This is a genomic window from Paenibacillus gorillae (assembly GCF_000513275.1).
In the GTDB taxonomy this organism is placed as follows: Bacteria; Bacillota; Bacilli; order Paenibacillales; family Paenibacillaceae; genus Pristimantibacillus; species Pristimantibacillus gorillae.
Map to the genome: position 1 here is coordinate 50233 of NZ_CBVJ010000110.1, position 18932 is coordinate 69164.

General features: G+C 49.6%; 15 protein-coding genes. 4 read left to right on the plus strand and 11 right to left on the minus strand.

From position 1 onward, the window contains the following. Positions 1-230: 230 nt before the first annotated feature. The 6 genes from TY10_RS20850 to TY10_RS20875 all read right to left on the minus strand — a co-directional run bounded on the left by TY10_RS20850 (position 231) and on the right by TY10_RS20875 (position 7045). Positions 231-1745, minus strand: coding sequence for an ABC transporter substrate-binding protein (locus TY10_RS20850; RefSeq protein WP_162160656.1), 1515 nt, complete (start codon positions 1743-1745; stop codon positions 231-233). 168 nt (positions 1746-1913) lie between these two features. Beyond that, positions 1914-3104, minus strand: coding sequence for an MFS transporter (locus tag TY10_RS20855; protein ID WP_042167750.1), 1191 nt, complete (start codon positions 3102-3104; stop codon positions 1914-1916). A 33-nt stretch (positions 3105-3137) separates the two neighbouring features. After that, the gene (locus TY10_RS20860; protein ID WP_042167752.1) at positions 3138-4268 is read right to left on the minus strand and encodes a Gfo/Idh/MocA family protein; all 1131 of its coding nucleotides are present in this window, start codon (positions 4266-4268) and stop codon (positions 3138-3140) included. Positions 4269-4299: 31 nt separating this feature from the next. Beyond that, on the minus strand, positions 4300-5109 hold the full coding sequence (locus tag TY10_RS20865) for a sugar phosphate isomerase/epimerase family protein (protein WP_042167754.1): 810 nt from the start codon (positions 5107-5109) through the stop codon (positions 4300-4302). A gap of 108 nt (positions 5110-5217) precedes the next feature. Next, entirely contained in the window at positions 5218-6099 is an 882-nt protein-coding gene (locus TY10_RS20870) for a carbohydrate ABC transporter permease (RefSeq protein ID WP_042167757.1), read from the minus strand. 13 nt (positions 6100-6112) lie between these two features. Beyond that, on the minus strand, positions 6113-7045 hold the full coding sequence (locus TY10_RS20875) for an ABC transporter permease (RefSeq protein ID WP_042167839.1): 933 nt from the start codon (positions 7043-7045) through the stop codon (positions 6113-6115). 459 nt (positions 7046-7504) lie between these two features. Here TY10_RS20875 and TY10_RS20880 point away from each other — a divergent pair, with 459 nt between their 5' ends. Then, positions 7505-8629: an ROK family transcriptional regulator gene (locus TY10_RS20880; protein WP_042167759.1), complete on the plus strand. Its 1125-nt coding sequence runs from the start codon at positions 7505-7507 to the stop codon at positions 8627-8629. Positions 8630-8706: 77 nt separating this feature from the next. Here the strand turns inward: TY10_RS20880 and TY10_RS20885 are convergent, their stop codons facing one another. The 5 genes from TY10_RS20885 to TY10_RS20905 form a co-directional block, all read right to left on the minus strand. Next, positions 8707-9675, minus strand: coding sequence for an ABC transporter substrate-binding protein (locus TY10_RS20885; protein ID WP_238327841.1), 969 nt, complete (start codon positions 9673-9675; stop codon positions 8707-8709). A 174-nt stretch (positions 9676-9849) separates the two neighbouring features. Then, positions 9850-10725 carry a carbohydrate ABC transporter permease gene (locus TY10_RS20890; RefSeq protein WP_042167767.1) on the minus strand — a complete coding sequence of 292 codons (876 nt, stop codon included), beginning with the start codon at positions 10723-10725 and terminating at the stop codon, positions 9850-9852. Positions 10726-10770: 45 nt separating this feature from the next. Continuing rightward, positions 10771-11691 carry an ABC transporter permease gene (locus TY10_RS20895; protein ID WP_042167770.1) on the minus strand — a complete coding sequence of 307 codons (921 nt, stop codon included), beginning with the start codon at positions 11689-11691 and terminating at the stop codon, positions 10771-10773. Positions 11692-11767: 76 nt separating this feature from the next. Continuing rightward, positions 11768-13417 (minus strand): extracellular solute-binding protein, encoded by a 1650-nt coding sequence (locus TY10_RS20900; protein WP_042167773.1) that lies wholly within the window; start codon positions 13415-13417, stop codon positions 11768-11770. A gap of 243 nt (positions 13418-13660) precedes the next feature. Continuing rightward, on the minus strand, positions 13661-16015 hold the full coding sequence (locus tag TY10_RS20905; protein ID WP_042167776.1) for a helix-turn-helix domain-containing protein: 2355 nt from the start codon (positions 16013-16015) through the stop codon (positions 13661-13663). Between the two features lie 197 nt (positions 16016-16212). Here TY10_RS20905 and TY10_RS20910 point away from each other — a divergent pair, with 197 nt between their 5' ends. The 3 genes from TY10_RS20910 to TY10_RS20920 are packed head-to-tail and all read left to right on the plus strand — an operon-like array spanning position 16213 to position 18853. Continuing rightward, positions 16213-17010 carry an ABC transporter permease gene (locus tag TY10_RS20910; RefSeq protein WP_042167779.1) on the plus strand — a complete coding sequence of 266 codons (798 nt, stop codon included), beginning with the start codon at positions 16213-16215 and terminating at the stop codon, positions 17008-17010. A 10-nt stretch (positions 17011-17020) separates the two neighbouring features. Beyond that, positions 17021-17839, plus strand: coding sequence for an ABC transporter permease (locus tag TY10_RS20915; protein ID WP_052350678.1), 819 nt, complete (start codon positions 17021-17023; stop codon positions 17837-17839). Between the two features lie 21 nt (positions 17840-17860). Next, positions 17861-18853, plus strand: a complete 993-nt coding sequence (locus TY10_RS20920; RefSeq protein WP_042167782.1) for an ABC transporter ATP-binding protein — start codon at positions 17861-17863, stop codon at positions 18851-18853. The last annotated feature ends 79 nt before the right edge of the window (positions 18854-18932 follow it).

Sequence of the window (18932 nt, forward strand, 5' to 3'; positions counted from 1 at the left end):
ATCGCCTTCAACATGCAAAAGTGCAGTTGAAATCCCTTCAATTCACTTATTTGAGGCTTTTTAGGCCGATCAACCTGCACATTTGCATTTTGATGCGAAAAATCGTTCATAAATCAGCTGACAACATGCAGTTTTACATTTTGATACGTTACAGCCTTTACAAGAAGGCTATTAACGGAACCGAGGCTGACGGCAAATTGCCGACAGCCTCCCCTTCCAAGCTTACGCAGTTACTTTGAAGCGGCCCACTCATCCAGCTGCTTCTGTTTCTCCGCGATCACTTTATCAATGCCTGCCTTCTTCAAAGCACTATTGAACTTCGGTAAGTTTTCCGCAGGGTTCAGCGTTCCCGTCTCCAGCCCCATCGCATATTGCTGGATTACATTCTCGATGGCCGCCAGCTCCGTCTTCACCGGCTCCGGATTGTACATGAAGCCCAGCGCCGCCGACTTCTCCGCACCCCGGTTGAACTCATCCATCTTCTGCCAAATGTCAGGGCTATCGGTTTTCCACGGATAAGCCAGCAGTTGGTTGCCGAACATCCAGCCCTGTCTCAAGTTATACCCGCTATTGCTGGCATCTACGCCATCTGCGAAATCGATCGTGCCATTCTCGTTAACCTTGTAGTGCTTGCCTTCAATGCCCCAGTGAAGCAAGTTAACGATTTCCTTGTCCGTGTACAGCAGGTTCAAAAACATCATCGCCCGCTCCGGATCTCTAGACGTCGTCGCAATCGCGAGCATCGCGTTCGTAATCGTCAGCGTGTTCATCTTGGCTGGCGCAAGCTTCACTTCCGTCAGTTCCGTACCTACCGCATTGCCCGTCTGCGTTGTAATACCGGGCTTGCCTTTATTCGGCGTGGAAAATCCGATATTCGCCTTCATATAATCCCGGCCGGTTTGCGAGGTTGTCGCAATGTCCTTCGGAATATAGCCAGCCTTATACCATTCATGCAGCGTGCTCACAAACTTGGCGTACTCATCGCTTTCATACAGATTGACCACTTTGAGCTTGCTCGTATCCGTCAGTACGCCGATCATATCGCTTAACGGATCGATTGTGGTCAGCAGCAGCGGATACGCAATGGAGGCTCCGCCCGACGCCTTGCCGATTAGCGACAGCTCTGGCCGAGCCGCCTTCATTTTCTTATAGATTGGCTCCATTTCCTCCAGCGTCTTCACGCCGCTGACGTCGATTTGGTTCTGCTCCAGCATATCTTTCCGGAACAGCATCGTTGGATACGAGGCAAAATCCCGGATGCTTGGTATGCCGTAGGTTTTGCCTCCGATTTTGGAAGCGGCCAGTACATCGGGGTCGAATGCAGCGACGATGCCCTGCCCAGCCGTCTGCAGCAAATCGTCCATCGGAACGAGCTTCTTCTGTGCGACTTCAGAGATATACTGATTCTCCCCTGTGAAAATAATGTCCAGCTTATCATTGCCCGAGAACATCAGCACCTTCTGCTGCGTCCAGGCCGCAGGCTCGATTCGCTTCAGCTTAATCGTAGCATTGATCTTTTCCTTCGTAATTTTGCTGACTGCCTCCTCAACCAGCCCGAGGTCACGCTGATTGTCTCCCCAGAACGCCAGCGTAATTTCATAAGGCTTTAGTCCGCCCTCCTCTGTTCCTTTCCCGGGCTTCTCCCCGCCCTCATTAGAAGGAGAGGACGAACTGCATGCGCTCAGAACCAAACAAACCGACAGCATGAACAGCAAAGCGTGAACCGTTTTCTTCCTATACATCATGTAAGACCTCCCTTGGATTTTCATAACAGGTGTTGTTGAATATCCTTGAACAATGGAGATGAAACTTGCCGATTCTCTTGCTCCTGCTCTTGCTGCCTAAAGGGGCGGCGGAAGCAACCCTTACCTCTATAAATGAAGAAATGCTGCTTTCCGCCTTCGCCCGTTCCATTATGTCAGCTCAGGCTGTTTCCGCATTCTGAGCCACATCAGCAAGAAGCCAATTACCCCGGCAACAGAAATCGCTGCGCAAATCTGATACATCGTCTGCGGCCCCAGATGGTCGAACATCCAGCCGCCGAACAATCCCGCGATAATGCCGGAAATGCCGCCCCAGGTTAACGCATAGATCGCCTGACCCGTTGCCCGGTATTCGCCCGGAATCAAATGCGCGGAAAGACTCGTTCCGACATAGTAGTAGCCGCCGAACGTAATACAATGAAGAATTTGGATGAAAATGATGTGAATCGGCCCGCCGACTACCGACATCAGCAGCCACCGGATAACGAACAGGATGCTGATAAAGACGAGGCAGCCCAGCATCATCCTCGTTGATTTTTTCAAGAAACGGTCAAACAGCAGAAAAACAGGGATTTCAAATACAGCCGATAGAAAAACGGACCATCCGATTAACTCATTCGAGCCGCCGAGATTGGAAATATACAGCGACACGAAGGTCTGGTTGATGGAGTTCGGCACCGAGATTAAGACGCCGAGAATGACAAAGACGAAAAACACTTTGCTGGAAAGCATAACCTTCCAATAGCTTTGCCGTTCCCCCTTCGGCTTGGTCGTCACTCTGCCCCGAGGCAAACCAATCGTAAACAGCAGGGTCACGATCATCATCGCACCGTACAGCACCCATAGATTGAGCAACCCCATCCAGCTCAGCACCGGCCCCGCCAGTACCGCGATAATTGCCCAGCCTAATGAACCCCACAGCCGGAAGGCTCCGAATTTATGCTTCGTATTCTCAATGGCGTTCAGAATAAGGCTGTTGCTCTGAGAGAAGGTCGGGCTGTTAAAGAAGAAGAAAATAAGCATTAGTGCAAAAATCAAAAGGTATGATCGGGTTTGAAATACGATCACCGTTGCAATCAAGTTTCCGATCAGCAGCAAAATGAGAATGCGCTTGACGTTCTGCGTCCGGTCGCTCCAATAGCCCCAGAACGGATTCGCAAAGATTGAGATGAAAGGCCCGCCAGCCATGATCATGCCAATCTCGATTTTACTTAATCCAATCTCTTGAAAGTAAAGCGGGAAAAAGGAGGTTAGAATCGCAATCGTACCATATAAGAAGAAATTAAATCGTTTCAGAACCGCTAAGGATTTTTTGTTGCCTTCTATCGATTGTTCCGTCATGAGATGAATCCTCACCCCTTCCTGGCACGAACTTTAGAGCGTAATCGCCGTCGTCAAAGAATGCTCTACAATCTCGTCGCCGCTTACTTCCCTGCCGAGCCGATCTGACAAGTAAATGCCTTCGCTGACCAGCATCGTCTGCAAGGCAATATGTGCCGTCGGAAGCAGCTCCACCCGCCCTTGCAGCGCCGCAACCCAATGATGCTGAGAGGATTGATAAGCGTCATAATCCGGTTTCAAATGATTCCAGCGTCCGTCCATTTCATCGAGATTGACCATACCGTTAATATCGATATCGCAAAGCGTCGTATGGAAGCTGAACGGAGCAAGCACCGCTTGATCGGAGTAGGCCGGCAGCTTCACGCCGCCTTTGTTGCCGACGATGCTGCAGCCCTCGATGCTGCCAAGATGGATACTCCAAGCTTCATAGATGTCGAGCGTTGCGCCGCCTTCGAATTTTACAAAGCCAAGGCCAAGCTCCTCCACATCGAATACCGTCTGCGCCGCTCTATTCGCATCCATATCCATCTCGCGATAGCCTTTGCCGGAAATCCGTTCCACCTTAGGCGTATCCAGCAGATAGAGCATTTGAGCGATATGGTAGACGCCCATGTCGATAAGCGCTCCGCCTGCGGCGATATCCTTATTCAGAAAAGCAGGCGTACCGTAGCCGTCGATATAAGGACGCCCTCTGCGGCGATGTCCGGTTGCCCGCGCGTGATACAGCTTGCCGAGCATGCCCCCGTCGATCAGAGCTTTCGCCGCTTTCGTTTCCTTGCGGTACAACGTACCCAACTGAACGTGCAGCTTCTTGCCGTAGGCTTCGGCTGCGTCCAGCATCTGAACGCCGTCGCGGTAAGAACCGGCAATTGGCTTCTCGCAATAAACGTCTTTGCCAGCCTGGAAGGCAGCGATCGTTACCGGCGAATGAAGGTTGTTGTGCAGACAGACATCCACCGCTTCGATATCATCCCGCTGCAGCATCTCCTTGAAATCGGAGTAGACGTTCGGAATACCGAATTGCTCCGCCACCCTTTGTGCTTCCTGCACATTTACGTCGCAGATCGCTACAACCTCAGCATCTGCAATATTGGCATAATTCCTCAAGTGCGCCTTGCCGATCAAGCCGGCTCCGACGATTCCGATGCGTACTTTTCTTCCCATTCCACTCATCTCCTTTGGTTAGTTCGATTCGTTAGGCTTGCGGCTGCGGCTCACGTACACTGGCCAAAATCCGTTTCACGGATGCAATCGCCCATTCCATTTCCATATACTGATTCACCGGCGAATTGTATTCGATTCCCCAATAGCCGTTATAACCGGCATCCAGCAGAGTCCGGACAAGCGTCTCCGCCTTATCGGAGGCAACTGTCCTGCCGTCGAAATGCGTATGATAAACCCACGGCGCTACCAGCGCATCGCCAATTTCCTCATCCACTGCCCAGCGGCCCATATGCAGCAGGATGCCAAAGCTCGGATGATTCACGCCCTCAGCCAATTGCTTCAAATAGTTCGGATCCTTCGAGGAGCCCATATGATTCTCCGGTCCAACGATCATGCCAATGTCGGCGGCTTGCTGGCTAAGTACCTGGAACTGTCTTATGTTATAGTCGAGCTGCTCTTCCGTCGATGGATCGGAGCTTTTGTCCCCCGTGTCGATGCGGACTGTGGCGGCACCCAGCGTAGAGGCAATTTTCAAGTAAGCCTCGGCATTGCCGAACAGCATCTTCCGCTTCTCCGGGTCCGCGTCCCATAGGTGAGCCCCGTCGACTGCAATGTTAATGACCTTCATGCCCTTCTCATCAATCGCCTCGCGGACTTTCCGGATATAAGAATCATCAGGCAGTGTAAAGATATCCTGCCGCGCCTTGTCGAACGTTCCGTTCCACAGGTCGACCGTATCGAGCCCATACCTGTATTTCGAGGATTCCAAGTAACCGAACGTATCCATCTTTCCTTCATTCATCGTGTTATTAAAGGAATAGCCGCCAATGCTGATCTTCATATGCTTACCCTCCCTGGTCTGTTGTTGAAGCTGTCTTGCCGTTCACACATGCTTCCTTCCCCCGGACCTTCGCCCCACCACCTCCTCTCAAAGCTGCCGTTTCTCAGGCTAGCCTTTAATCGCTCCAACCGTTAGGCCTTTGACAAAAAACCGCTGGAAGAACGGGTAGGCAATCAGAATCGGCAGCACGCCGATGACAGCAATCGCAATACGCACCCCTTGCGTCGGAATCGCCGCACCCTCCACGCGAGTCGAATACTCGACATTCTCAAGCAAATATTGGACATTAAGCAAAATCGTATTAAGCAGCACCTGAATGCTGTACAAGCGGCTGTCCGATACATAGATCAATCCATTGAACCAGTCATTCCAGTAATTAATGACCTGAAACAATCCGACCGTCGCAATAACGGGCAGCGACAGCGGCAAAATCATTTGAAAGAAAATTCTGAATTCTCCAGCTCCGTCGATATGCGCCGATTCCAGCACCGCGCCTGGAATGGATACGGTGAAGAAGGTTCTTAGCAATATGACGTAAAAGGCGCTGACCAGCAAGCCGGGAACGATTAAAGCGAGCAAGGTGTTGTCGATGTTGAATACGTTGGCGTAAATGAGATAGGTCGGTACAAGCCCTCCATTAAAGAGCATCGTGAAGAAGACGAGAAAGGAGAAGAAACCGCGAAAAGGCAAATCTCTCTTGGAAAGCGGATAGGCCAGCAGCGTCATAATCGCAAGGCTTGCGAACGTGCCGACGGTCGTCACGAGGAATGAAATGCCGTAGGCATTGAAGATATCGCTTGATTTTTCAAAAATAAACTTGTAGCTTTCCAGACTGTACTGGCTTGGAAAAAAGGAGTAGCCCTCCCGGATAATGACCATTTCGTCCGTAAACGAGGCCGACACCAGCAGCAAAAACGGGATCAGGCAGAAGCCGGAGATCAATGCAAAGATGACATTGATAATGCTTTGCTCCACTTTGTTGGATCGCAAAGGTTACGCCTCCTTAGAACAATGAATTGTCCGGGTTTATTTTTTTGACCACGTAATTGGTGAAGAGGATGAGCGCAAAGCCGACGATCGATTGATAGAAGCCGGCAGCCGATGCCATCCCGATATCTCCGTTTTTCAGCAGCGCGCGGTATACATAGGTGTCCAAAACATTCGTTGTCGGAAGCAGCGGACCGGAGTCGAGCGGCACTTGATAGAACAGGCCGAAGTCAGCGTGAAAAATTCTTCCGATCTGCAGCAGCGTCATGATGACGATTACCGGTGTCAGCGCGGGCAGCGTGATGTGGAGCACCTGCTTGAGCTTGCCGGCGCCGTCGATCTTGGCAGCTTCGTAATATTCGTGATCGATGCCGACGACAGCGGCGAAATAGATGATGCACAGGTACCCGACGCTATGCCAGATGTTCACGATCGTCAGAATAACCGGCCAATACTTCGGCTCCGTATACCACATGACCGCTTCCTTGCCGAAGAGCGGCATAATCGTATTGTTGACGAAGCCAGTCTCCATGCTCAGCAGCGAGAATACGAGGTAACCGACAATGACGGTTGAGATCAGATAAGGCAGCAGTATCGCGCTTTGATAAAACCGCCGCAGCAGCTTGTTCTTCAGCTCGTTCAAGAGAATGGCGAGCCCGACGGAAATGACGAGATTAAGCACAATGAATACGGTATTGTACAAAATCGTATTTCTCGTGATGATGTAAGCCTCCGACGTCTTGAACAGATACTCGAAATTGCGAAAGCCTACCCAGTCCCCGCCGAAGACCCCCTTCGAAAAATCGATTTCCTTGAACGCGATGACGATGCCGAACATTGGAATGTAATTGTTGATGAGCAAATACGCGACACCCGGGAGGAGCATGATGTACAAAACTTTGTATTTTCTTAGCTTGCGAAAAGCTGCCGGATTCAACCTTGGCGTCATGGCCATTCCCTTCCCCTCTGTGTGATGGCTAATATGAAAATGGACGCTTTTGCGTTGAAATGCACCCCCTTATAATTAATTGTTCCACCGGACAAATTAATTACTTAAAAATTTTTGAAGCGCTTTCTTTTATTTGAGTTCATTATATTTTCGGTCAATATCGCTTGTCAACGGCTATTTTAAATTTTCAGATAATTTAATTTTTTTCTCTTTTTCGACAGTTATATTTCTATCAAAAGTTGACAGTGAGCCCGGCCATTCAATATAATCGCTTTGATATCTGTTTACAATTGCCTATCCCCCTGCCGCATAATGATATTTAATTGAATGGCCCTATCCTCCATAGGCATTCCTGCCACCATCTCTGTCCGACTTCCGGCCCATGGCCGCGGACAGATTCCAGACTGGCTTGTTCAGGCCGTTCTAGCACGCCATCTAAATAGAATATGGAGAATCGATATGATAAAAATAGGAAACCAGCAAATGCTTCGGGAAATCAATATTTCGACGCTTCTCCATGCCATATTCGAGCATGGGCCGATATCCCGGGTCGAATTGGCCCGCAAAACGAAGCTCAGCCCTACAACGGTGTCGGTTCTGATCGAAGATATGATGCGCGAGAAGCTTGTACACGAGACCGGAACGTCCGGCAGCGGCGTAGGACGCAAAATGACACTCCTCAACATCCGCGCTGACGGCGGTTATGTAATCGGCGTAGATCTATCCAGCGCACCGGCCCGCTGCGTGCTTCTGAATCTCAATGGCGAGCTGATCGCCAACCAGACCTTCAAGCCGGTCCTCGGCGAGGAACAGATCCGCTCGGAGCTCCCCGCTACAATCCGTACCTTTATTCGCAATCAGCAGATTCCATACGAGCTTATCAAACGAATCGGCATTTCGCTGCCGGGACGGCTCGACGATACGCAAAGCGTCGTCATGACGTCCAACTACTTAAAGCTGGACCGCTTCCCTTTGCTGAAAATGCTCGAAGACGAGCTGTCGATTCCGATTCTGCTGACGAATGACCTCGATGCAGCGGGCTTCGCCGAGCGGTTCAGCGGCGCCGCCAAAGGCGATCATACGATTATCTTTCTGATGATTGATTATGGAACAGGCGCAGGCATCGTTATCAACGGTCAAATCTATCACGGCTCGGGAGGGTCAGCGGGACGAACCCCCTTCTTCTCCCCTTATTGCACACCCGTGCTGGCCGAGCGGTTAAGACGGGAAAATCCGGAGCCCTTCGAGGGTCAGACGCCTGAAGAGACGATACGGACTTTTGTCGCTCTGGCCTTCGATGGCGTTCAGCCCTATCATGATCTAGCTGAGCAAATGATTCGTGAAATTAGCGATTATTGCGGCAAAGCACTGCTGCTCTTGAATCCGCAGAAAATGATACTCGGCGGATGGATTACAGACAATAAGCTGTTTTTCGACCGTCTTGTCGCCGTTATTCATCAAGCTGAGAGTTCTCCTTACGGCGATACGCCAGTGCTTCCGTTTCATTGGAAAATGTACGGAGCGGCAATGGGTGCGGCGACACTTGGCCTATACGAAATCTTCAAGCAGAAGACGGTGCGTTAGGCAGCTTTGAATAAACAAAGAACGCAATGTCCCGGCTATGCCGGTCCTTGCGTTCTTTGGCGTTAATTCCTTTGACATTATTTCGTCAGCAGATCAACCGCTTCCTGCAGCTGCACTTCGATATCATGCGGTGTGTAGCCAAGCCATGTATCCATGCTGATTTTGTACACATGATTGTTTTTAACTGCCTTCAGGTTTTTCCATAGAGAACTAGCCTGAATGGTATCAAACCGCTTGCTTGTCTCTTCCCCATCCAGCAAAGTGACAAACACATAATCGGCATCGTAGTCTGGCAGCATTTCCAGCGAAATCGGTATTCCCCACAGGTTCGGGTCTTTATCGATCTCCTTCTGAACAATAGCTGGCGGCTGCAAGCCTAGCGCTTTGTAGAGCGTAAAGCCAATGTTCCGGACGCCGTAGATGTAAAACTCTTTCGGATCGACACGGTAAATCGCTACCGTCTGGCCATCTGATACTTTATCCGCGATTTTCGCCTTCGCCGCAGCAAGCTTCTCATCAAATGCAGTCTTCCAGGCAGCAGCTTCTTCCTTGCGATTCAAAATATCCCCCATCACCTGAACGTGTCCGAACACATCGTAATCCATCCAAGGAATGACCACGGTTGGTGCAATCTTGGACAATTTGTCGTACACATCCTGCTCAACGTCTCCCGCGATAATCAACTCTGGCTGCAGTGATAAAATTTTCTCGTAGTTTATATCATCAGGCGGCCCTACGTCTTCAATACCTTGAAACGCCGGATCGGTCGTCTCCAGCAGATGGCTGGCAGCGCCGATTGGCTTCAGGCCAACGGAAATCATCTGGCTGGCATATTGCAGCGTAACGACTTTCTCCGGTTTCGCCGGGATACTCGTCTCCCCATAAAAATGCTTATATACCCGTGTTGCAGGTGCTGTAGCTTCCGTTTGCGGAGTCTCGGTTTCCTTCGGTGCATTATTCCCTGAGCCATTCGACTTCGCATTCCCGCAAGCTGCGAGCGTTAGCACAAGCAGCAGTAAGCTTATACTGAGCAAATACTTCTTCAAGCCATACTCCCCCAATGATGATAGTCTTATTGATCTGAATGCATGAAGCATTCACTGATAAAGATTATCATTATTGATTAGGGTCGTCAAGATAAAAAAACTGCAAAGAGACCGTCATTCATCCCCTTGCAGCCTGCTTCAAATCCTCTTATCCCAATCATGTCTGCAGCATTCTTACCCTTTAATCGCGCCGATCATAACACCTTTAACAAAGAAGCGCTGAATAAACGGATAGACAAACAGAATCGGTAATGTTGCAACCATAATCGTTGCATATTTGATCGTTGCTCCAATCTGGAATTGTTCACCTGCAGCCGATCCGCCAGTCATTGAATCTGTCGAGCTTAGAATCAATACTTTGCGCAAGAAAATCTGCAGCGGGAACAGATCATGATTCTGGATAAAGATGGAGGCATAGAACCAGCCGTTCCATTTCTCCACTGCGTAGTAGAGGCCCATGACCGCAATAACCGGCAAGCACAACGGTACGATAATGCGAAACAGAATAATAAGATGGTTCGCCCCGTCCATTTTCGCCGATTCCTCCAAGTCGTCCGGAACAGCAGCAAATGAAGTTCGCATAATGATCAGATTAAAGGTTGATACGGCAAAAGGAAATATAGTCGACCAGAGCGTATTGCTAAGCCCCACACCTTTCACAACCAGATAGAGGGGAACCAGTCCGCCGCTGAAAAACATCGTAAATGTAATGATGAACATGAACAGATTATTCCAATACACCTGCTTGCGGGAAAGTACATAAGCGCCAAGTGCCGTTAATAACAGATTTAGCGCCACTCCGACAACAACGATAAACAACGTGTTCCGGTACCCGATATAAATGCTGGGATCATTAAACACGAGCCGGTAAGCCTCCAGGCTGAAGCCAAGCGGCTTCCACAGCAATCCCTTATGTGCGATTATCGCGCTGGGCTCACTGAAGGAAGCCCACAGCACATGCAACAGCGGATACAGCGTAATGATGACCAGAATGAACAGAAAAACGTATAAGACGGAAACAAAGGTTTTTTCCGATAACGTGGTTTTCATTCGTACGATACCTCCTCAATCAATCTGCAATATTTCGCAGTTTCTTTACCAAAGACTGCTGTTCGTCACTCTTTTGCTGATCCAGTTAGCCAAAATGAGCAGAGTCAGGTTTATAACCGAGTTGAACAGGCCCACGGCTGTACTGTAGCTCCAGTTAAACTCCAGCAGCCCTTTCCGGTATACAAAAGAGGAGATAACGTCTGCCGTCTCATAGATGACCGGGTTATACAGAAGAATGATCTTTTCAAAGCCGACATTGAGCAAATTGCCCATCCTTAAAATAAAGAGAATGACAATGGTCGGCATCAGACCCGGGAGTGTAATGTGCCATATTTGTTTCAAGCGTCCGGCGCCGTCAATACGGGCTGCCTCGTATTGTCCCTGATCGATTCCCGCTAATGCAGCCAAATAAATAATCGATTCCCAGCCTGCCTTCTGCCAAATTTCTGACAGGATATAGATCGGGCGGAACAGGCCTTCATTTTGCAGCATAGAGGTGCCGTCCCCGCCAAAATACATATAAATCGAATTGAGTACGCCGCCGCTGTCCGTGAAATCCCGAATCAGTCCGGCAATTACGATCATGGATATAAAGTAGGGCATGTACGTAATGGACTGAACGACTCTTTTGTAAGAGCGGCTTCTCACTTCGTTAATGAGCAGAGCCAAAATAATCGGTGCCGGAAACTCAAAGAGCAAGGAATACACACTGATTAATAGGGTGTTTTTAAGTACTCGCAGGAAATAGTAGCTGTTGAAAAAGGTCTCGAAATGCTTGAAATCGACCCAAGGGCTTCCGAGAATGCCCTTCATCGGCGAATAATCCTTAAAGGCGATCAGCACCCCATACATGGGCGCGTAATGAAAGATCAAATAATAAGCAAGTACAGGCAGCATCATTATGTACAAGTATCGGTTTCCGACCAGATCCTTGATCAAAAACCGGCCAAAAGCGGGTTTGTTCATTCCTCTCACTCCTCGTGCGGCAAAATGAGGCTCAGCAAGCGCTGACGCCTCATTCGCTTGTTGTCTATCCCATCAATTAACGGCTGTTATAACGATCCAACGCAGCTTGCTGAATTTCAATTACACGATCAATGCCAAGAGATTTCAGCTTCGCCATGTAGCTGTCGTAGGCGTCCACCGGCTCATTGCCCAAAATGATTTTGAGCGTCATCTCATCGACGAGCGTATTAACATCATTCATAATTTGCGCCAGTTCCGAAGCTTCTTCCGGTGTTGGCGTAATTTGCGGCAGCTTATGGTCGCTGACATTCGTCTTCGTCCACTGCTCAAGTGCGGCCTTTTGCTCCGGAAGCGCCAGGTATTGCGTAATATAGCGTTTGTCTTGCACAAATGGGCCGCCATAGTTGGCACGGATGTACAACGTCATAGCCTGCGAAGGAGACAACCCTTCGGAGTTTTTCAGCAGCAAATCGGTATAGATCGGCTGATTATTGCTATCCAGCGTATAGCTTACGCCTTCCTGACCAAAGTTGAAGTACATATGCCCTTCTTCGCTATAGCCCCAGTCAAGCATGCGTACGGCTAGCTCGACATTTTTAGCTTTGCTTGTGATCGCGACATTCGTTCCTGTCGTATAGATCGGGTCCTTCTGGCCCAGCATCGCTACTTCGCCCTTATTAAGCACCGGGTACGGAGCGCCAACCAACTTGGCATTCGGGTTTTTCTCCTGCAGCAGCGGTGTCCATTTGCCGATGCCGTTGCCGGAGTTCAGAACGCTTGCGCCTGTCAGATTGTTGGTCATGTTGGCATCAAGTGCTTTGCCGTCAACATTCGCGATATTCTTATCCAACAGTCCTTCTGTACGCCATTGACGGAACGTGGACAGAAATTCTTTGTAGCCAGGCTCCATCGGACCATACTTAACAACGCCGTCCTGCTGGAACCAAGTGCGACTTGCGCCAAATGCGCCAATGAATGCGCCATTGTTCAGAAATTCAGGGGAGAACATATAGGAAAGCGGCGCTTCAGCACCTTTTTTCTCCTTAAATGCCTTGAGCATGTCATGCCATTCTGCAATTGTTTCCGGCACTTCCAGCCCAAGCTCGGTCAGCCAATCCTGACGAATAATCGGCCCTTGGTACACTTGCAGCATGGGGTCCCCACGCAGAAACGGGAATGTGTAGTAGCTGCCATTATCGGTCTTAATCATCTTGTCGACTTCCGGGTGCTCCGCCAAATATTTCTTCAAGTTTGGAGCAAATTGATCAATATAATCATTAAGCCGCAAAATGTAGCCGTCTGCGATCGCTTTCTCCGGTCCGCCCGGGAAATTGAACCAGTCATACTCGATTAAATCAGGCAGGTCACCCGATGCAAGCATGATATTGAGCGAATCGGTTGACTGTCCGGATGGCGGACTAATGAAGCGGAGCGGTACGCCTGTCCGTTTCTGCCACTCTTGGAAGAATGGAACCTCGCCAATGGTCGACTTGGAGGAATTGTATTCGGCCCAGTACGTGAGCGTATCTGTAGTTTGCAATGGATAGGACGCTTCACCGGCCGGAGCCGCATTATTCGAACTCGCAGGCGATGGCTGGGATGCAGTCCCTTTATTGGTCTCATTGCCATTTGAGCCGCTGCAGGCCGACAGTATAGCAACCAGCATCATAATCGCGATTGCGGATGCGGTATATCGAATCGTGAACTTGCCGCTTTGTACTTTCATAATGACGTGTAACCCTCCTAATATTGTTGTAAGCAAACCCTGCATATTCAATTTCGTAATGCGTATAACATAGTTGTTTAAGGGGCGCCCTTCACAATTTCGATTATCAGCTCTGGACAGCGCCTTCTCAATCCTCAAAAACGGGAAATGCATCGCGAAAGCGGTAAATGGCATCATCAAATAGCAGAATCGCGTCTTCAAATACGAAAAAGAGGCTGCAGGAGCCTCTTTTTCAGCATAAATCTATATCATTTTTTGATATTGCCCAGGCGTCATGCTTTCATACTTTTTGAAAATACGGATGAACGTATTAATATCATGAAAGCCGACTTGGCCCGCAATCGACTTAATGCTGTTGTCTGAATCACGAAGCAGCAGCTTGGCCTGATCGATTCGAAGCAAGTTAAGCGTATCCAGCAGACCGCTTCCCGTCTGCTCTTTGAACAGCCGAGACAGATAGGTTGGCGTCAGGCCAAACCGCTCTCCAATCATCGCAATATTGATGTTGGGGTCCTGATAATGCTCGTCCAGATATCGTTTAATATCCGCTGAAAGCTGCTGAAGCGTCCGGGTTCGGGAGCTTTGCTGCAGCTGCTTTTGCTTATCAGCGGTATAGGCACACACATCACTGACAATAACCAGCAGGCGCTGCTCCATCTCCATAATGGATTCTCCGTCCATAATATGTGCAATCCAGTCCGGACTATTAACCGGCAGCACCTCTTCATTGCTTCCAACCTCAGCGATGATGCGTACAAGCGTACTGATCAAATTGAGCATCAAGCACTTAAGCAGATCCGGTGTGAGCTGCTGCTCCATGCTTTCCGCAATGACCGCTTGAATCATCGCCTTTGTCTTATCGCCGTCCCCCGATTTAATGACGTTAATCAATTGCTGCTCCAATTGAATCGGATAGGTATACTGCAGCCCGGATTCCGGATTGCGTGCAATATCATCAATCATCAGGATGCCCGGCTGACCTACGACCATCATATATTCCATCGTATCCAGCGCCTCGCGGTAAGCGAGTGCGATTCCTTCCACAGACTGCTGAATGCGGCTGATTGAAATTTCGGACTGGATATTAAAGTGCTGGCCGAGAAACTCGCGGGCCTGTTCCGCGAGCGCCCTAATCTCCCGCTTATGCTGCTCCGGATCACCATCATTCAGGCTGATGAGGCAAGCGATATGATCGTCAATCTCGCTCACATAGCCGCGATGGGAAGCACCAGCCATATCTTCTACAATGTTAGCCACAATGAACTGCATCAGCCTCGATTTGTCATGAATGCCAGGCAGCTCGTCCACATGCATGCTGAACCGCTCGTAATCGACATGGAATAGCATTACCGCAAATTGATCAGACAGAAAATGGACATTGAAGGCAGATAACGATTCATCGAGGCCGATCTGATGCTCCATCCTTCCCTTGAACAATCTGGAAAGCAGATTGGAGCGGAGCAGATTGGACTGCTGCTTCATCTTAAACTGCGTTTTCTCCTGTTCACTTAACGTGTCGGAGATCGCCTGCTGAATGTACATAAACTCGTTATCGGTATTTGCCGTCTTGCCCTGCGACTGCTTGAGCATGCGAAGCAGCGACCGCACCGGACTGTAGTTGCGGTACAGGAAGACGAGCGCAAGTACAATACCGCCAATTACACTTATGCCAAGGCCTAAGTACGTTATTTTCCGCAAATAATCCGTCTTATTCCAGAACAGATTGCTCGGGATGACCGTGGCATAGATCAGCTCGGAATTTTGTGATTTGATGTAGAGAAACTCCGATCTTTGCCCGTTCACCTCCGTATAAGAGGTTCCCGAATCGCCCGTCAGCTCAGGACCCGGCAGGAAGCTTGGCCCGTCCGTCTGCTGTGTAGACAACAGAATCTGCCCATCAGGGTTGAGCAGCATTACTTGTCCGCTGCTGTACTCGCTCACATTCTGAATGACCTCCATCAGCCGCGCCGTATCAAGCAGTACAACGGCCGTTCCCGGCGGCGGCTCCTGACGATTGCCCGGAAAGGACTGAATATAGGCCAGCGTGCTGCTGGTCTCATCCCGATTTTCCAACTTAATAAACTTGCCTGCATTGTTGCTTTGCATAATGTTGAGCCAGACCGGATACGAAATTGTCTGATGCTCATGAACCGTTTCATAGGACAGACGGCTGCTGCGGTAGACACCCGGCTCCAGCACGAGATCCTGGTCTCTGAAATAGACATAATACGTCTTGAAAGAAGGATACAGTGATTGGTAGATTGCCATCTCCTGAACGGTCTTATGCAGGCCGTATAAGTCATTATCCAGACTATCCGGTGTCTTGTAGAGATTGGAATAGAGATAGCCCCTTATCCGGACATTCCAGGTTAATTCAGTAGTCAGCCGCTCCGCGAGCTGAATTTGATTATCTATCGTTTCCCGCACTTCTTTCAGCAGGACGTTGTTGGCGCGATAAATCTCGCTTTTCAGAATAGACTGCGACTGCACATACACAAAAATACTTATCAAGACAGGAACAGTCAGGATCGCCAAATACGATAGCAGCCATGTCATCATCACGCTTCTACGATGTACCATAAAGCGTTTCCACAACATAAGGCTCCCCCTTTATCTATCAGCATAGTGTATTCGATTATAGCACAGGAAACCGATATTGAAACCGCTTTAATAGGGGCTATTACATTCTAGATCTGATAGGTAAAAAACGTCTTTCAGGAAAGTATTGCCTAATTAATAGATCGAATCTATAATTGTATGAATTTACAAATTCGGACATTTCGAGGGGGTTCACCATGCTACAGGCCTATTGGTACATAACAAAGATGAGAATGCTCACCAATCTGGCTTACCGGTTTGAGGTATTCACTTCTGTCGGAACCAATCTAATCATCATGCTGGCATCCGTCTTTCTATGGCAGACTGCTTACGGAGGCGGAATCGGAAACGTTCAATCACTTAGCCTGCAAGACCTGACGACCTATACGATTCTATCGATTATTCTCTCTTCGATGTTCGTATGCGATGTGCAGAATACCATTTATTACAAAATTAGAGAGGGTCAGATCGTCACCGACTTCTATCGCCCGATCCCGCTGCTCGCCTGTTATTTGGCCGACGATATCGGGGGCAGCCTCAGCTCGCTGGCTAATAAGGCGCTGCCGCTCATCGTATTCGCCTCCCTGTTCTTCGGAATACCATGGCCCTCGTTCCTCCTGAACTTCCTGCTCTTCATCCCCAGCTGCCTGCTTAGTTACGGCATTCTATGGCTGCTGAGCGCCTTGGTTGGCCTCATCGCCTTCTGGGTCATGGAGCTCGGCAACATGGGGATGGTCAAGGACAGCATCGTGCGCGTCTTGTCGGGCAGCATCGTGCCGCTCTGGTTTTTCCCGGAAAGCGTTCAGACGGTCTCCAAGTTTCTGCCGTTCCAGTACACCTATCAGACGCCGCTTGGCATCTATATTGGCAACATTGGAACGAAGGAAGCTCTGACAGCGTTAGCCGTTCAAGCCGTGTGGGTCATCCTTCTGTTCCTTCTGCTTGCAGCAGGCTGGAAGCGCACGAAGAAAAAAACTTTAATTCAAGGAGGGTGAGACAGCAGCTATGATGTCATCCATTCGGCACTATGTTTCCGTCGCATCCTGCTTCGCGCGCCTCGCCGTACAGCGGCAACTGGAATATCCGCTGTTCCTGTTCAGCTGGCTGCTCATGATTCCGATTCAATATTTCTCCGGGATCTGGATGCTGAAAATCATCGTCGACCGCTTTCAGCCGCTGAACGGCTGGGATTTCCCTGAGCTGACGTTTCTGTATGGGCTTGGGCTGGTCAGCCACGGCATATTCGTCGTCTTCTTCATCAACACCTGGCATATCGACAATATGGTTATTAACGGCGGCTTCGACCGCCTGCTGCTGCGCCCGATGAACGTGTTCTTCCAACTCGTGGCGAGTTATGTCAATTTCATCGGACTTATTGATTGCATACCCGGCATCATTATTTTTCTGTATGGCTGTCAACTCGTCGGCTTCGAATGGTCTTTCTTCAATATTGTGAAGCTGATACTCGTCTTGCTGGGAGGCGTTCTTCTGCGGGCTGCTTTGTTTATTAGTCTGGGCACCATTGCCTTCTGGACGAAGCGAAACGGCTCAATGGTCGGCTTCGCCCTCTCCATGCTGGAGCGCGCCACGATGTACCCGCTTAGCATCTATCCCTTTGCGCTGCAAGCGTTGTTCACGTTCCTGATTCCGATCGGGTTCATCAGCTTCTATCCCGCAGTCGAGTTTCTCGGCAAGGATAGCAGCATGGTTCACCTGCCGCTCAGCTTGGCGTTATGGACGCCTATTATTGGACTCGTCTGCTTCCTGCTGGCGCACTGGATTTTCAGAATCGGAATGAAAAATTACGAGAGCGCTGGCTCTTAGACAAGCGGGGAGTGATCCGGCATGAAAGAAACCGTTATTGAGGTTAATAATTTAGTGAAGGAATATATGATTACGAAGAAGGAAAGCGGACTGAGAGGCTCGCTTAAGAGCCTGCTCTTCCCTAAGAAGACAATAGTGAACGGTGTGGACGGCATTAGCTTCTCGATAGGAAAAGGAGAAATCGTCGGCTATATCGGCCCAAACGGCGCGGGGAAAAGTACGACGATCAAGATGCTGACAGGCATCCTCCATCCAACCTCCGGCTCGATTAAAGTATGCGGCATATCACCGCAAGCGGATCGTAAATCGGTGGTACGAAAGCTCGGCGTCGTCTTCGGACAACGTACTCAGCTCTATTGGGACCTGCGGTTAGGCGAATCCTTCGAGCTGCTGAGACGCATCTATCAGATCGATATGACAGCTTACGAAGAGACACTCGCTATTCTGAGGGATGTATTGAAGCTGGATGAGTTCATGGATACGCCCGTACGCCAGCTGTCGTTAGGACAGCGGATGCGCGGCGATCTGGCTGCGGCCATGCTGCATGCACCGTCGGTGCTGTTTCTAGATGAGCCTACCATTGGCCTCGATGCGGATGCCAAGCATGCCATCCGCAATTTCATTAAAGAAATTAACCGGACGCGCGGCGTAACCGTCATCTTGACGACGCATGATCTGGATGACGTAGAGCAGCTGTGCAACCGCTTAGTTGTCGTAAATCATGGCAAAATCGTAGAAGATGGTCCTATCGATACCATCATTCACAAACTGGCACCCTACCGCCTGCTCGTCGTTGAGCTGAAACAGCCTTGCGAGGATCTCGTTCATCCGGCAGCAACCATCATTAAGCAGGATGGGCTGAAAATCTGGTACCAGTTCGAGAAGAAGCGAATATTCGCCGCAGAGCTAATCTCTGACCTGTCGCAAAAACTGCCGATTCAAGATTTAAGCGTCAAAGAACCGGACATTGAGGACGCGATCCGCGAAGTGTATAAAACAACGTCTGCAGTCTAGCAGGACTGGACAGCCCTATTATTCATGTGAATAATAGGGCTGTCTTTTTTTCACGGAGCCGCTATTAATCTGCCATTAA

Excerpts from the sequence above, each read along its gene's own strand:
- TY10_RS20850 (WP_162160656.1), bottom strand. The coding sequence starts at position 1,745 with ATGATGTATAGGAAGAAAACGGTTCACGCTTTGCTGTTCATGCTGTCG.
- TY10_RS20855 (WP_042167750.1), bottom strand. The coding sequence starts at position 3,104 with ATGACGGAACAATCGATAGAAGGCAACAAAAAATCCTTAGCGGTTCTG.
- TY10_RS20860 (WP_042167752.1), bottom strand. The coding sequence starts at position 4,268 with ATGGGAAGAAAAGTACGCATCGGAATCGTCGGAGCCGGCTTGATCGGC.
- TY10_RS20865 (WP_042167754.1), bottom strand. The coding sequence starts at position 5,109 with ATGAAGATCAGCATTGGCGGCTATTCCTTTAATAACACGATGAATGAA.
- TY10_RS20875 (WP_042167839.1), bottom strand. The coding sequence starts at position 7,045 with ATGACGCCAAGGTTGAATCCGGCAGCTTTTCGCAAGCTAAGAAAATAC.
- TY10_RS20880 (WP_042167759.1), top strand. The coding sequence starts at position 7,505 with ATGATAAAAATAGGAAACCAGCAAATGCTTCGGGAAATCAATATTTCG.
- TY10_RS20890 (WP_042167767.1), bottom strand. The coding sequence starts at position 10,725 with ATGAAAACCACGTTATCGGAAAAAACCTTTGTTTCCGTCTTATACGTT.
- TY10_RS20895 (WP_042167770.1), bottom strand. The coding sequence starts at position 11,691 with ATGAACAAACCCGCTTTTGGCCGGTTTTTGATCAAGGATCTGGTCGGA.
- TY10_RS20900 (WP_042167773.1), bottom strand. The coding sequence starts at position 13,417 with ATGAAAGTACAAAGCGGCAAGTTCACGATTCGATATACCGCATCCGCA.
- TY10_RS20905 (WP_042167776.1), bottom strand. The coding sequence starts at position 16,015 with ATGTTGTGGAAACGCTTTATGGTACATCGTAGAAGCGTGATGATGACA.
- TY10_RS20910 (WP_042167779.1), top strand. The coding sequence starts at position 16,213 with ATGCTACAGGCCTATTGGTACATAACAAAGATGAGAATGCTCACCAAT.
- TY10_RS20915 (WP_052350678.1), top strand. The coding sequence starts at position 17,021 with ATGATGTCATCCATTCGGCACTATGTTTCCGTCGCATCCTGCTTCGCG.
- TY10_RS20920 (WP_042167782.1), top strand. The coding sequence starts at position 17,861 with ATGAAAGAAACCGTTATTGAGGTTAATAATTTAGTGAAGGAATATATG.